General features: G+C 39.3%; 13 protein-coding genes and 2 pseudogenes. 1 reads left to right on the top strand and 14 read right to left on the bottom strand.

Translation table 11 applies throughout. The features are described 5' to 3' along the window. Positions 1 to 110: 110 nt before the first annotated feature. The 13 genes and pseudogenes from BMX18_RS07270 to BMX18_RS07215 all read right to left on the bottom strand — a co-directional run bounded on the left by BMX18_RS07270 (position 111) and on the right by BMX18_RS07215 (position 12,368). The gene (locus BMX18_RS07270; protein ID WP_093815842.1) at positions 111 to 395 is read right to left on the bottom strand and encodes a PTS fructose transporter subunit IA; all 285 of its coding nucleotides are present in this window, start codon (positions 393 to 395) and stop codon (positions 111 to 113) included. Between the two features lie 26 nt (positions 396 to 421). Continuing rightward, positions 422 to 1,255, bottom strand: coding sequence for a PTS system mannose/fructose/sorbose family transporter subunit IID (locus tag BMX18_RS07265; RefSeq protein ID WP_074561149.1), 834 nt, complete (start codon positions 1,253 to 1,255; stop codon positions 422 to 424). Between the two features lies 1 nt (position 1,256). Beyond that, complete coding sequence (locus BMX18_RS07260) at positions 1,257 to 2,102, bottom strand: PTS mannose/fructose/sorbose/N-acetylgalactosamine transporter subunit IIC (protein WP_074561148.1); 846 nt, start codon at positions 2,100 to 2,102, stop codon at positions 1,257 to 1,259. A 150-nt stretch (positions 2,103 to 2,252) separates the two neighbouring features. Beyond that, positions 2,253 to 2,747, bottom strand: a complete 495-nt coding sequence (locus BMX18_RS07255) for a PTS sugar transporter subunit IIB (RefSeq protein ID WP_074561147.1) — start codon at positions 2,745 to 2,747, stop codon at positions 2,253 to 2,255. A gap of 17 nt (positions 2,748 to 2,764) precedes the next feature. Further along, positions 2,765 to 3,193: a PTS sugar transporter subunit IIA gene (locus tag BMX18_RS07250; protein ID WP_074482733.1), complete on the bottom strand. Its 429-nt coding sequence runs from the start codon at positions 3,191 to 3,193 to the stop codon at positions 2,765 to 2,767. A 146-nt stretch (positions 3,194 to 3,339) separates the two neighbouring features. Next, positions 3,340 to 4,653 carry an ABC transporter substrate-binding protein gene (locus BMX18_RS07245; RefSeq protein WP_180366646.1) on the bottom strand — a complete coding sequence of 438 codons (1,314 nt, stop codon included), beginning with the start codon at positions 4,651 to 4,653 and terminating at the stop codon, positions 3,340 to 3,342. Further along, the gene (locus BMX18_RS07240) at positions 4,640 to 5,323 is read right to left on the bottom strand and encodes a response regulator transcription factor (RefSeq protein WP_074561144.1); all 684 of its coding nucleotides are present in this window, start codon (positions 5,321 to 5,323) and stop codon (positions 4,640 to 4,642) included. The genes BMX18_RS07245 and BMX18_RS07240 overlap by 14 nt, the downstream gene beginning before the upstream one ends. After that, positions 5,320 to 6,645, bottom strand: a complete 1,326-nt coding sequence (locus BMX18_RS07235) for a sensor histidine kinase (RefSeq protein ID WP_180366645.1) — start codon at positions 6,643 to 6,645, stop codon at positions 5,320 to 5,322. Before BMX18_RS07235 ends, BMX18_RS07240 begins: the two co-directional genes overlap by 4 nt. Further along, a complete protein-coding gene (locus tag BMX18_RS07230; RefSeq protein WP_074561142.1) occupies positions 6,636 to 7,601 on the bottom strand; it encodes a sugar ABC transporter substrate-binding protein in 966 nt (321 codons plus the stop codon). The genes BMX18_RS07235 and BMX18_RS07230 overlap by 10 nt, the downstream gene beginning before the upstream one ends. Before the next feature lie 144 nt (positions 7,602 to 7,745). Further along, positions 7,746 to 7,847 (bottom strand): annotated as a pseudogene (locus BMX18_RS09505) (LPXTG cell wall anchor domain-containing protein); the annotation flags it as partial. A gap of 171 nt (positions 7,848 to 8,018) precedes the next feature. Next, a pseudogene (locus BMX18_RS07225) lies at positions 8,019 to 10,808 on the bottom strand (GH32 C-terminal domain-containing protein); the annotation flags it as partial. Positions 10,809 to 10,999: 191 nt separating this feature from the next. Continuing rightward, on the bottom strand, positions 11,000 to 11,800 hold the full coding sequence (locus BMX18_RS07220) for a Cof-type HAD-IIB family hydrolase (protein WP_093815834.1): 801 nt from the start codon (positions 11,798 to 11,800) through the stop codon (positions 11,000 to 11,002). A gap of 172 nt (positions 11,801 to 11,972) precedes the next feature. Further along, positions 11,973 to 12,368, bottom strand: a complete 396-nt coding sequence (locus BMX18_RS07215; RefSeq protein ID WP_074965275.1) for a single-stranded DNA-binding protein — start codon at positions 12,366 to 12,368, stop codon at positions 11,973 to 11,975. Between the two features lie 109 nt (positions 12,369 to 12,477). Here BMX18_RS07215 and BMX18_RS07210 point away from each other — a divergent pair, with 109 nt between their 5' ends. Next, complete coding sequence (locus BMX18_RS07210) at positions 12,478 to 13,194, top strand: class I SAM-dependent methyltransferase (RefSeq protein ID WP_093815832.1); 717 nt, start codon at positions 12,478 to 12,480, stop codon at positions 13,192 to 13,194. A 36-nt stretch (positions 13,195 to 13,230) separates the two neighbouring features. On the opposite strand, the gene ytpR is transcribed toward BMX18_RS07210, so the two are convergent. Further along, on the bottom strand, positions 13,231 to 13,857 hold the full coding sequence (gene ytpR, locus BMX18_RS07205) for a YtpR family tRNA-binding protein (protein ID WP_093815830.1): 627 nt from the start codon (positions 13,855 to 13,857) through the stop codon (positions 13,231 to 13,233). Positions 13,858 to 13,859 lie beyond the last annotated feature (2 nt).

The following is a 13,859-nucleotide window of genomic DNA, read 5'->3' as shown; positions in this document are numbered from 1 at the left end:
ACGGAGATTATCTGCTAGAAACTTTTTCATGTTGAGTGTTTGAGTAAGTATTGTAATTTTTTGTATTGTTATTTTAGAATAGTTTTTAAAAAGAGTTTACACAATTAAATTTAAAACGATTGGAGTTTTGTTTCAAAATCATCGATAACCTTGGCAACGTTCTTTTTGCCATGGTATATGCCGTAACCAAATAACAGCATTCCTATACTTCCAGAAATCATTAAGACAAAACCGAGAATTAGCAAAATGATGTGTTTGTTAAAGAAATAAATGAGTAAGAATCCTAAACTCGTTACTGCTAGAAATAAGGTCATCCAACGGCCTAAATTTTCAAGCATGTGTTTTTGATAAACTATTTCAGTTTCATAACCTCTGATTAATTCTGATTTTGTCATAATAATTCCCTTCAATATCTGCTGGATTAGTAAGATAGACCTGGATTGAAGAATCCGACAAGAACACCGACAAAGGCAATGACTACTAAAAGAAGCATTACTTTGATTGGTGAGATGTTTTTCTTAGCCATCAACCACCAGCAAAAGACGATAAATAGTGCTGTTAAGAATCCTGGGTAAACAGCATCCAATTTATCTTGAAGTACCAAGTAAGGGTGTTTGGCACTACCAAGTTGGAATGATGTTTTAACTGATACCCAAGTTGCGGCAACACCACCGACAACCATACCACCGACGATTGAGACAGCTTTACGAATGGCTTGACCTTGAGCACCAACTAGGAATTCAACGGCTTTATCACCGAGTTCATATCCTTTGAAGTAGGCAAATTTCATACCAAAATAAGCAAGCAAGTTCCACACAAGAATGTAGAAGATAGCACCGATTGGTGAGCCACCAGTCGAAAGACCAAGAGCGATACCCAAGATAACTGGAATCAAAGTACCAACGACAAGTGAATCACCGATACCAGCTACTGGTCCCATAAGCCCTGCACGAAGACCATTGATGGTTTCATCATCGACTTCTTCAGAACCATTAGCACGCGCTTCTTCAAGCCCTGCTGTGATACCAACGATAAGGGCACCAAGTTGAGGTTCAGTATTGAAGAATGCTGTGTAAGTTTGCATTGAGCGCGCTTGGTCTTCTTTCTTGTCATACAATTCTTCTACGATTGGAAGCATTGATGTCAAGTAACCAAAGGTTTGCATGTGTTCTTGTGAGAAACATGTCAAGTTACCATAGTACCAATGATGGAAAGATTTCATCAAGGTTTTTTTAGTTAATTTCTTTTGAGCCATCTTAGATATCCTCCTCATCATCGTCATCAAAATCATCTACTGCAGCAGTCGCTTTTACGTGTTTTGCCATTTCAAGTTCGTAGAACAATACCGCAAAAATCAATGAAATCACTGCACATGATACCAAGTTCAAACCAAGTGAAGCTGCCAAAGTGAAACCAACAAAGAATGGGATGAAGTCAGTCACTTTTTCAACAATTTGTTTCAAAAGAATGGCAATTCCGACACATGGTAGCAAAGCACCAACTGTGAAGAGGGTTTTCATTGGGATACCATCCATTGGAAGAGCATCTTTCATTGCTGTAACAGCTGTCGCACCAAGTTTACACATAATCAAAGTTGGAACAAATGAGAAGACAATGTGTGATACCCAAGGATAGAGCCAGTCAACTTTGTAAAGTTGTTTGAAGTTTCCTTTTTCAACAGCACGCCAACCGATATGTTGCCAAACAAGGTTCATTGTAGCTGTTCCGTAGAAAAGAACAGTACCAACAGTACCAACAAGAGTACCCATTGATTTAGCCAAGTTAGCCGCATCAGCTGAATCAGCTGACAAACCTTGTGAATGAATAGCAACCATTGCCAAAGGAATACCAATGTATGATACCGCACGCACATCGGCTGAAACTGTACCACCTGGTGTTACAAGCGCAATGTAAACCAATTGCATTGCCACACCACAGATGACACCTGTTTTAATGTCACCAAGAATAAGTCCACAAACAAGACCACCGACAAGAGGACGACCAAGAGTATAGTTACCAATGGTTGTACCACCAAGCCCAGGCATTGAAGACAAACATGCAAACAGCCCTAGCAAAGCTGCTTGAAACCAAGAAATTGCCATAATACTTCTTCTCCTATATTAAGATACAAAGAGCGTTACGAACACTGGCAAAATAGGAGTTTTTGACGAAGAGTTACCAGACTCTAGAAAAAAACTATCTTTTTGACACAGCTCGTAGCTCGAGATACAAAGAGCTACTTTGTTAGCTCATTAATAACCAAATTTTGATTTGAAATCTGACCAGTAACCAATTGAAACGTCTGGCAACAATTGGAATTTCACTTTGTAACCAGCTTTTTCGATTGCTTCAATCGCATCAGCTTCTTCTTGTGTGATAGATTGGTTGTTACCAAGTTTGACAGCACCTGGACGGTCGTTACATGGGCCAACGATGATTTCTTTCACATCACTTGGAACAAAACCTTGATCCACCAAGATTTTTTTCATGTCAATTGGATTTTTAGTAATTACGAAATAACGCGTATCTGAATCCAAAACTTTTTGTGATTTTTTACCAAAAGCATCAACTGACCAAACGAAGGTTTTCTTATCAGAAGCACCTTTATAAGCTTGTGTCAACACTTTGTTGCTAGCTGCCGCATCGTTTACAGCAATCAAACCATCGCATGGGTATTCTTTTGCCCAACGTGTTACAGTTTGACCGTGAATCATACGGTCATCAATACGTACAAATGAAACTGTCATTTTTTCTTCCCCTTACCTTAAATATCGTCTTCTTCATCGTCTGAAACGATTTTGAATTCTTGAAGAGCCGCTTGAGCTTCTGGCAACACAGCTTGAACAAAAGCATCGCCCTCAAGCATATCTTTCATCACTGCTGAGGTAATTGCCATTGGTAAATTCATACCGCCTAAAACAATAGCGTCATCAAGTTTGCCAACTTCATCCAAGACACTGCAAGCTGTTGTCAGTGGGCTTCCGCCAACAATATCTGCAAGAACTACAACTGAATCTTCAGCTGTCAAACCTGAAATGGCTTGTCGAAAGTCTTTTGCAAAGTCATCAACTGTTTTGCCATCTTTCAAACCAATAGCGATAACTTGGTCCATTTTATCTCCCGCAAACATTGCTAGAGATGTTTTCAGACCTTCAGCAAAACCACCATGACTCACCAGTAGTAAATACTTCATAGTTTTTATCTCTCCTTCTCTGATTATTATTCTAGCAAGTCATTAAGCGTTTTCACACTCTCGATTGTCACACGCTTGGGCTGATAAATGTCATCTCAAAAATGACAATTGTCACACAAAAAAACCAAGCACACGCTTGGTTCTCTTTATTTATTATTCAAATTGTCCTCAATCCTTTTTTGAATTGAAAACAAATCCGTCTCAACACTATTTTCAGCAATGGCTTTGCTAATGAGATAATCAGCTTGCCCAATCACACTGTTATAAGTTTTAAACGTTGGTTTGGTAATTCCCTGACTTAACATAGAGTCTAGAGTCGATACGGTCAAAGAATCTGGTCCAAAGCCTTCTTCTTTTAATTTTTCCTTAGAAGCCTTACTTTGCATGACTGACTTCAAAACAGAACTTCCCTGTGAATAATCAAAAACAGACTGCTGGGTTTCTTTATCCGTGCAGAGGAGTTTTAAAAATTCCCAAGCTGCTGCGCGGTGTCTTGTTTTCGAAGAAATGGCATAAAGCGATGTTGACACTTGAGTTGCATCCACCCCCTTTTTGCTAGCAGGCATGGTGACACAAGACCAAGAAAAAGTAGAATACTTGGCTACATGATAAGGATAAGGTTTGTAGGTACGGTAAGTGGCTAAAGACATAGGCAGAAAAGCAACCTTTCCTTCGTCAAAGTCTTTACTGGTCACATCATAATTCCCATTTAAAGCTTTTAATTGCGTAATCAAAGACAATGCTTTTTTAACCTTGTCACTATCAAAGTAAGCCTTCGTTCCCGTCGCATTAAACAACTTTCCACCATAAGCTGCGACTGCTTGCTGCCAATCATAACCTGCGCAGCCATACTGGTCAATCGCCCCATCACCATCAGTATCCTTGGTGACTTGTTTACAAATCTTATAAAAATCATCCACTGTCCAACCTGATTTTGGAATCTGGATGCCTTCTTTTTTCAGCAAATCAATGTTAATACACATCATGGTTGGATTGCTTTCAAATGGCAAAGCGTAGTGTGTGTGGTTGTACTCACCAGCTTGATAAGAAGATTGGTAAAAAATCGAATCGTAAAAACTCGTGCTGATATTACTATCCAGATTTGCCAGTGCACCTGTTGAAGATAAAAGGTTAAAGTCATCTTCTGGCACAATGAAAACATCAGGCTGTGTACCCGCGACAATCTGGTCGGTCAACCAAGTCGAATAATCTGACTTTGAAATCCCACTTTCATAAACCACTTTAACGTTAGTATGCAATTTTTCAAAACGCTTAATCGCGCTATCAATGACTTTATAATCATTCCCGTTTGGCACATCCCAGCTACTACCAGCATAGACACCAATTTTGAGGACTGTTTTTTGCTGCATACGATAATAAGCATAGCCACCAAGCCCCACACAAAGGGCAAGCAGTAAAACAAGCAAAAAACGATATTTTTTTAGCTTAGTCATGGTCATCATCCTCAAAAGATTTTAAGGTAACTCCAGTCTGAACTGCCCAAATAGCTAACTGTGTGCGGTCACGCAAGTTCAATTTTGAGAGAATATTAGACAGATAATTTCTGACCGTTCCTTCTGACAAATACAACTTAGCAGCGATTTCTTTATTGGATAGTCCGAACCCAATCTGCTGAATAATACGCCACTCCATTTTATTGATATCTTGCGTCAAGCTGTCATCAACTTGAATAGCATAATTTGACTGTGCCATTTGCGAAAAAAGTTTGAATACCTTTGTCGCGATATCTGGATTCAACATGGCACGACCGTCATTAACGGTCACGACCGCATCATGCAACTCATCCATCGATGTTCCCTTTAGCAGATAACCACTGGCACCATATTTTAAGGCACTGTAAATGAAATCATCGTCGTCAAATGTCGTCAAAATAATGACTTTAACATTTGGAAAATGAGCTTTCACAGCTTTGGTGCAGACCACACCATCCATTTTGGGCATACGAATATCCATTAAAATCACGTCTGGTTTGGCAGTTGGTAAGACTTCCAAGACTTCTGTCCCATCGCTTACTGCACCAACAACTTCTATATCAGGATAAGCAGACAAGACGATTTTCAAGGATTCTCGTATTAATTCTTGGTCGTCTGCAATAAGTACTCGTATCATTCTTCTTCTCCTTTTATTTTGGGGATATGAATGGTCGTCGCAAAACCATCTTTACCTGAAAAAGCGACCTGACCACCAATAATGGCCAAACGTTCTGTCATTTGTGTCAATCCAAAGCCGTAAGTGATTTTCTCACTACCTATCCCGTTATCCTTAATCAACAAAACGTAATCCTCTTGATTAAGCATGCTAATCTTAATCTTTGTTGCTCGCCCATGACGCAAAGAATTAGTCACAGATTCCTGAATCACACGGAAAATCACGTCTTCTTTAGTTTTATCAAAGTCGACATTATCCCAATGGTAATTCAAATCAATCTGCAAATGAGATAATTCCTGGTATTCATCGAGCATTTTTTCAAGAGCATCTTTTAAGGTACGATTCTCTAGAGCGCCTGGGCGCATCTTGTTAAGGGAGCGTCTAACGTCGACAATTCCCTCACGAACAACGTTTGACACACTCTTTAATTGCTTCTTAGCATGCTCAGGATCAAGGTCAATCAAAACCGTCACAGCATCAATCCCTGCTGAAATACCTGTTAAAGCATGCCCTATGGTGTCATGAATTTCACGCGCAATACGTCTACGTTCACGGTCCTCAGTAATCTTTTCAGACACCGCAACATATTCTTTCAAACGCGTGTTAGCCTGCGAAGCCATTAACAACTCTTCTTCAATCTTATGATTTTCCGTTACCGAATAAATGATATAAATCATCAAAGAAATGATAAAGACAATCATATTTAGCGATACCAAGCAATTCTTAATAAAAAGAACCATCAAGCGTGTACTAGCTGGGAAGAAATTAATGTAAACATCTAAATCTGGTGTCCGCACCAAAAGCGACAAGACATCATAATTCGATAGCAAAAGCGCCCCAAAACTAGCTAAAATGAAAAGCAGCCATGATTTCTTTTCACGAAAAGTGTAAAAATCCGTGTAAGAAAAGAAAATATCCATGAAAACCATCAAAATCAAGCCATTATAAGACAATTGCAGAGCAAAAAAGGTAGCAAAAAGTAAAATCACTTCTAAAACTGCAAACCAATCACGTGCCCTAGTTTGCTTTTCAAAAGCACGATTACGCATATAAATCACAGCCAACAGTCCTAAGAAAAATAAATTAGACAGCCAAAAAATCAGCTCAGGTGAACTTGGGATAATATTGATTTTTTCCAACAACGACCGACTAAAACCATTTTCGATGATATATTTTGTCGCTGACAAATAAACCGTACTATAAAAAAGCACTGCTAAAAAATTAATGGCAACCAAAGCACGTTTGGCCAATTCAACATTCTTCAAAGCTTTCATCATTGCCACCCCGTGATATCTGTATTAGAAACCGTCTCACTAGTCATAAATTTGACTGGGATGACAATCTCTTTAGCCACTTTTTTTCCTTTGTCCAGCTGATAACCTGCTTGAATAGCCTTTTCGCCAATCGTTATCGGTGATTGAGCTACGGTTGCCTGAATTGATGATGTTGTTGCCAAAAGAGTTTTCATATCTGGCGAACCATCGACACCGTAAATTTTCACCGTATCCGTCAAGCCCATATTTTCAATCGCCGCTAGGGCACCAATAGCCACTTGGTCATTAAGTGCCATCACCGTATCAAAAGATTCCGCCGAATTAATCACTGATTCAACTTGCGGCATTGAGAGTTCTGTCTGACCCAAACAATCCTTACGGTCTACCACTTGATAGGCATCATGTCCCTTAATCGTATCTAAAAAACCATTGATACGATCTACCGCTGAGACCGCACTACGGTGCTCAAGTAGCAGGATTTTAGCGCTACTTTGCGATTGCATCAAATTTTGAGCACACAAAACACCTGCTTGATAATTATCAGAGACAATAGTCGTATCAACAGAAGAATTATCAGACAACTGACTGTCCACAACCACAACTTTAATACCTGCTTTTTTAGCTTTTTTCAATGCCTTGATTAAGCGACTGCTATTAGCGTCAACGGGATTGATGATAATGACATTAACCTTTTTTTGAATAAAAGATTCAATCTGCTGCGCTTGCTTATCAACATTCAAGGCTGGGTCTCTGGTGTAGAGAATATCATTTTTTTCTTCAACGATTTTATCAATTTCATTATTTAAAACCTTATAAAAATCATTATTCATGGTCATGTAGGTTGCCCCGATTTTGACCCGATTAGCATTATAAGGCACTAATTTATAATGGAAATAAATACCAAGCATCGCAAAAAGTGCTATAAAAGCGCTTACCACAATACCTAAAATTTTTCGATTTTTCATCTTATACCTTTTACTTAACAAAATAACAACACTCAAACGTAGTTTTATTATAACACGTTTAAAATGTATAGACAATTTACCTCCATAGAACAAACAATAAAACGGGAGAACTTAACGTCCTCCCGTTTTACTCCCTACTTAAATTTACAATTCTTTTTTCTTAAAGCATTTACTTGCAAAAGCTCCTACAGCAGCAAGCAGTGATAAGATTCCTAGACCAGCTAAGTGACTGTCTTTTTCACCCGTTTGTGGTAATTGAGCTGTGCTTGTCTTTATCACAGTATCTGCCGAAACAGTTTGTCCCAGACCAACTGCTTCTTTAACAGCGTTGACGAGACCAGTCACGCTTGATTGTGCTGATGCAACAGCATTACTACCTGTATCACCAGAACTTGGAGCATCACAGGCAGCATTACTATCATGCCAAATGCTCTTCAATGGGTAAAGAGTAATATCAGCTGTAGCTGCATCTCCTTCAACAAGGACAGAAAGACCAAGACTAGTTGATGATGGGAAAAGTTGGTTCGCACCAATTACCGTATCACCTTTGGTGAAGACTTCAACGCTAGCGCGGTCAACAAAGAGGTGAAGGTCGATACTTCCGTCAGCATTTCGTGTCACCGCTTGACTATCAATTTCTTTGAACTTGTCTGAAATGATAATTCCTGACTGGCTGCGGTCAATGACGATTTTACCCGTCTGCAAATCATAATAAACCTTAGTTACTTCACCTGGTCCGACACGAAGGTTAAAACCAACTTTTGTTGTACCTGCACTTGGTTTAAAGTGAGCAACAATTTCATAAGTATCACCAGAAAAGTCCTTAAAGAGATTATTATCACTGCCAACCGTTACATCTTTGTATTCAACTTTATGTTCTGTATCACGCAAACTTTCATAAGCTTTAATCGGCGTTTGAGTGAGAACGTATTTGTCGCCGTCTTTGACAAGACCCAGCGTCAAATTAAGGTTGAAAGTACCATTAAATTTTTGGCCAAGATGATCAGCAACAAGCAAAGCATAATCTTCCCAAGTATTCATCCAATTCACTTCAACAATTTTTGGAATAGTTGGGTGTGCACTTGTACCAAAATCTTGTGTAAAGTAAGTTTGAGCAGCGTAAGAATCTTTACCAAAGTTCATGATGCCATCTGTCGTCTTATAAGTTTCATCAGGCGTATATGTCCAATGTCCACCAACTTGTTGTAAATCACCGACTTTATAATAACGGCCACCACGAGAAAGTACCCATTTGACAGCTCCGTCTTCTGTTTGGATAGGATAAAGATCTGGACATTCTGTATGGATGTCTGGATAAGTTGATTCCACTGACCAATCAAGCAAATTATCTGATGAATAAATGCGGAGCGGTCCACCAGCCACTACCATGAACCACTTATCTTCCCAACGAAAGACCTTTGGATCGCGGAAATCACGATTTTGCAAAGGATCATTTGCCCAGTCAGCCACAACTTTATCTACCTTTTGCCAAGTCTTACCAGCATCTTTACTGTAAGCAAGTTTAATACGTTGTCCTTCACCATCTGCTGTGATAAAGGCAACTAAACCACCCTTATCAGTGTCAAATAAACCACTAGTATTATTACTATCAGTTACGATACATCCTGAAAACATGGTTCCATTATAGTCTGGGTAAAAGGCAATCGGTTGGTCCGTCCAATGAATCAAATCAGTACTTGTCGCATGTGCCCAGTGCATTGGCCCCCATTTGGTATCATCGTAAAATTGATAGAACATGTGGTAAACACCGTCATAGTAAACCATACCATTTGGGTCATTTGCCCAGCCATCTTTGACAGAATAATGATATTGGTCGCGGAAATTTTCATTATAGTAAACCGAAGCTGGTTGACGACGGTGAACATTGATACGATAAGTTGCTGTCGCTGTATAGCCATCTGCTGTCGTGTAACTACTTGTCACAGTGAGGTAATTCACTCCGACTGCTACTGGAATGTCGCTAGCATTTGCATAAACATTGCCATTAGCATCTGTTACCGTAATGGTAGCTTGTGGATTATGACCCACAAAACTCAAATCAACAGTCGAGGCATCGTTTGACACGTATTGAATATAAGCTGCTTCTTCTGGGAAGAATTGACCTTTGGCTTCAACAGGACCATTTTTTGAAGTCACCGTAACATCATCAATAATTGGCAACTCTTCATCAGTTAATTCACGGTAGAAGGTATTTTGAAAGACCATCTCACCATTCCAATTGAGCAAACCAAAATGACCATCAGGGATGTAAGTCGTTTGACCTCTGTCATCACGTTGGAGCGTGTAATCTCCTAGATTTGCGACAAGAATACCGTTGACATAGTAGGAAATTTTGCCATTCAAAGCGACAACTTTAAGAGCGTATTTGTTATCAGGGCTTGCTGCAATTTCTTTTTCATCAATCAAGTTTGCTTCGCCCCAGCGCATGAATTTGACCTTGTGAGAGTTGCCATCTAGATTGACAACATAGCCTTTGAAATTGGCTGCGTCATTATTTGAACGAAAAACAAGTGAAGCTGCTCCGCTATTTTGCAAGAAAGTAACGTCTGTCTGATAAACAAAATTTTTCCCTGTCGAATCTGAGTAAAGGAAATTATCTCCTTTACCGATGGCGTTGCTGTAAAGACCATTTTCCCCTTCTTGCCAAACAGTGGCATCATAGCTTAAGCCTTGAAGATTGGTGTGATAAGCACTTTGAGGGGGTTGGGTTAGATTGGTAGCGACAAGTTTTTTAGCAGCTTTTGAATTAGCTTGGTTAGCTGTAGCTAAGTCTGATGTCGCTACTTGCTGAGTTTGGTCGCTACTTGCTGGCGCTGTTGTCTCAGCTGACGGTGTATCAGTAGCTTCTGTTAGAGCATTATCTGATGACTCTTGTTGAGCAAGAGAGTCAGCTGGCTCTACTGTATTTTCTTCAGGCGCTAGATTTGTATCTTTAGCACCTTGATTTACAGTGTTTTCTGGCATAGCTTCTAAAGGTTGACTTGAATTGTCAGTTTCTGACTCTTCAGGGCTACTCGCGACAACTTCAGTTTGAGTGTTTGGGACAGTCACTTCATCAGCTTTAGCAAGACCAGTCACACCTCCCAAAAGAAGACCACAGACTAAAAGACTGCAACCATAAACCCATTTTTTCCCACTTTTGTGCATGTACCAATTCACACACTTCGTCTCATGTTCTTTGTTCATAATTCCTTTTTTCCTCCTGTCTCAAACATTCAACAAGATAAGGATACCAGACAAAGAAAACGTTATCATCAGACATTTGTCATCTCCTCAAGGTGACAAATCTCAATAATCTAAGTGGCAAAAGTCATTTAAAAAAATTCCCACACTAGGTGCGAGAATTGCGAAAAGTCGTGAAAAAAGAGGAATCCATTTTATCTAGCAAGTTTAAATTTTTCTAGAATTAAAGCAATGCCGTCATGATTGTGGTTGGCAGTGACATGACCAATACGCTCTTTAACTTCTTGCGGAGCATTTGCCATGACATAAGCTTCACCAGCCGCTTCTAGCATATCCAAATCATTAAAATTATCACCGAAAGCTAAGGTCTCTGACATCTCAACACCGTAGTGTTTGGCTAATAGGCTGACTGCACGCCCTTTTTGGATGCCACTTGCCATAACTTCAATGTAATAAGGTAAAGATCTTGCGATTGATAAGCCTGGATAGAGTTCTTTTAGCTTGTCTTCCAGCACTTGCATACGCTCAGGCTCACCCATTAAAAGCAATTTGTGAACTTCTGGTAAATGACCGATTGCCTCCAAGTCTGCTTCTTGTGAGACCAGACCAACAACACGTTCCTCACGAGAAATCCATTTGTTCAAGCGGTTTTGCGACAACCATTTTTCACCGCTGTAAACATTCCAAGCCACATCTGCCACTTCTTTTTCCAAGTACTGACAAATAGCCTGCGCCGCCTGCGGGCTCATTGGACAACTATCAATCACTTGTCCACATTCATCCTGAATAAAAGCACCATTGTAAGAAATCATTGGTACTTCAGGCAAAAAATCTTTGATGATTGGCTTGATTGCTTCAGGCATGCGCGCCGATACTGGCACAAATAAAACGCCTGAATTGACAGCATCTCTCAAAGCTTGACGCGTTTTATAAGTAACTTCTAAAGCGTCATTGATGAGCGTCCCATCAATATCACTAAAAATAATTTTAAACATTGCTCTTTCTCCACACATTTTCTCCAGTATAGCATTTTTGAAAGGGCTTTCCAAGAGTTTTTTTCATTATTTCAGTAAAAAAAGTTGACAAGACGATAATATCCAGAAAATCTAACATTCCTTTCATTATTCTGATAAAAAAGTCCGAGCAAACACACGGACTTCATCACTATTAAAAGGGTAATTCTTCCTCTTCCAACACAAGGTCAGCCAAATCATTAGCCACATTATTTTCTCGCATGGCACGTTGAGCACGGCTTTCTAATAGTTGGAAAGAATGGCAGAGCACTTCTGTCACATAATTGGTGTGACCATCTTTTTCATACTTACGTGTTCGAAGTTCACCATCAACCGAAATCAAACTTCCTTTACCAGCGTAAGACACAAGAGTCTCTGCCAAACGTCCCCAAACCACCAGTGAAATGAAGTCAGCCTCACGTTCACCATTTTGTGATTTAAAGCGTCGATTAACGGCAAGTGTTACACGTGTAACAGATTTCTCATTTGGCGTTGTCACAAGCTCAGGTTGTGCCGTCAAACGCCCAATCATAATAACTTTATTGTACATCATTACCTCCTATCTTATTATTCGAAAAAAATTTGGTAATCCACTTTAAAAAAGAATTTTTCAAAATATTCTGTTAAAATAAAATATATTTTACAAGCTAGGAGATTTTATGACAGTCAACATCAATGCCTACAAAGAAATGCTGAATCAGCCTTGGGGAAAAATCATGTACCGTTTGATTTTTGCACAACTCAACCACATCAAAGATAAACAAATCCTTGATTTTGGTGCTGGTTTTGGAACAACCTCAGAATATTTATCACAAAATAATACCGTTACTGCCGTTGAACCAAATGCCGATATGCTTTTTGCCGACGATACACAGACATTCACTAAAATTAATGGCAGTTTAGAAATTCTTAAAAACTTACCAGAACAATCCTTTGATGTCATCATTTGCCACAATGTCTTTGAATACATCGACAAATCTCAACATCAAAAATACCTTAATGAATTTGAACGCCTCTTAAAACCACATGGTGAGCTTTCCTTAATTAAGCACAATCTTACTGGAAAAGTCTTACATCAAGTCATTTTTAACAATAATATTGAAGATGCATTTTATCTCTTAGATGGGAAAGACAGTTACAATAGTTCATCATTCGGACGTGGGGAAACTTACAGTATTGAAGAGCTTACCAACAAAACTAACTTGGCTCTTGAAAATTACCAAGGTCTGCGAACATTTTATGCCCTTCAGCCAAATGAATTCAAAACTGAGGATGGTTGGCTAGAACGTTTAACAAAAATGGAATTAGCTGTCGCTAATCAAAAGCCCTATAAAGACATCGCTTTTCTACAACACCTTACTTTACGAAAAAACTAAAACGAGCTAGATTATTCTAACTCGTTTTTTATTATGTTATCCTTTCCAGTGTTTTTCTGGATTAAAGGCTTCACCGACAACAGCTGTGTCATCAAGTTCAATGATACCACGTTTTTGTGGAGCATTTGGAAGAGCTAATTCACGAGGTGAGCACATCATACCAAAGCTCTTTTCACCACGAAGGGCACCTGGGAAGATAAGGCTTCCGTTTGGCATCATAGCTCCTGGAAGAGCAACGATTGTTTTCAAACCAACCGCAGCATTTGGCGCACCTGCAACGATTTGAACAGTTTTGTCATCTGAGATTTGCACTTGGCAAATGTTCAAGTGGTCACTATCTGGGTGAGCAACCATTTCTTTGATTTGACCAACAACAAATTTTGGTGAAGGGTCATTTTCCAATTGTTCGCTAAAGCCTTCTTTTGTCAATTCATCGTTAAGCTTAGCAACATCTTCATCAGACAAAGTCACTTGTCCAACACCGTCAATTGCAATTAGACTTGATACTTCAAAAATATTCCAAGCAACTGTTTCACCATTTTTTTCAAGGAAAACACGTGAGACATTGCCTTTGCGTTCGTAGTCAAGTTTAGCACCTTTGCTATCTTTGACAATCACCATAAGGACATCACCGACGTGTTCTTTGTTGTACGTAAAAATCATTT

It is taken from the genome of Streptococcus sp. 45 (assembly GCF_900108865.1).
Classification (GTDB): Bacteria; Bacillota; Bacilli; order Lactobacillales; family Streptococcaceae; genus Streptococcus; species Streptococcus ruminicola.
The sequence above is the reverse complement of the archived record's forward strand: the minus strand, read 5'-3'. Positions and strand labels throughout refer to the sequence as shown.

Bases quoted from the DNA above. Each gene is read 5' to 3' on its own strand.
- BMX18_RS07255 (WP_074561147.1), bottom strand. From the start codon at position 2,747: ATGACAGTTTCATTTGTACGTATTGATGACCGTATGATTCACGGTCAA.
- BMX18_RS07220 (WP_093815834.1), bottom strand. From the start codon at position 11,800: ATGTTTAAAATTATTTTTAGTGATATTGATGGGACGCTCATCAATGAC.
- BMX18_RS07260 (WP_074561148.1), bottom strand. From the start codon at position 2,102: ATGGCAATTTCTTGGTTTCAAGCAGCTTTGCTAGGGCTGTTTGCATGT.
- BMX18_RS07215 (WP_074965275.1), bottom strand. From the start codon at position 12,368: ATGTACAATAAAGTTATTATGATTGGGCGTTTGACGGCACAACCTGAG.
- BMX18_RS07250 (WP_074482733.1), bottom strand. From the start codon at position 3,193: ATGAAGTATTTACTACTGGTGAGTCATGGTGGTTTTGCTGAAGGTCTG.
- BMX18_RS07230 (WP_074561142.1), bottom strand. From the start codon at position 7,601: ATGAAAAATCGAAAAATTTTAGGTATTGTGGTAAGCGCTTTTATAGCA.
- ytpR (WP_093815830.1), bottom strand. From the start codon at position 13,857: ATGATTTTTACGTACAACAAAGAACACGTCGGTGATGTCCTTATGGTG.
- BMX18_RS07270 (WP_093815842.1), bottom strand. From the start codon at position 395: ATGACAAAATCAGAATTAATCAGAGGTTATGAAACTGAAATAGTTTAT.
- BMX18_RS07240 (WP_074561144.1), bottom strand. From the start codon at position 5,323: ATGATACGAGTACTTATTGCAGACGACCAAGAATTAATACGAGAATCC.
- BMX18_RS07265 (WP_074561149.1), bottom strand. From the start codon at position 1,255: ATGGCTCAAAAGAAATTAACTAAAAAAACCTTGATGAAATCTTTCCAT.
- BMX18_RS07245 (WP_180366646.1), bottom strand. From the start codon at position 4,653: ATGACCATGACTAAGCTAAAAAAATATCGTTTTTTGCTTGTTTTACTG.
- BMX18_RS07210 (WP_093815832.1), top strand. From the start codon at position 12,478: ATGACAGTCAACATCAATGCCTACAAAGAAATGCTGAATCAGCCTTGG.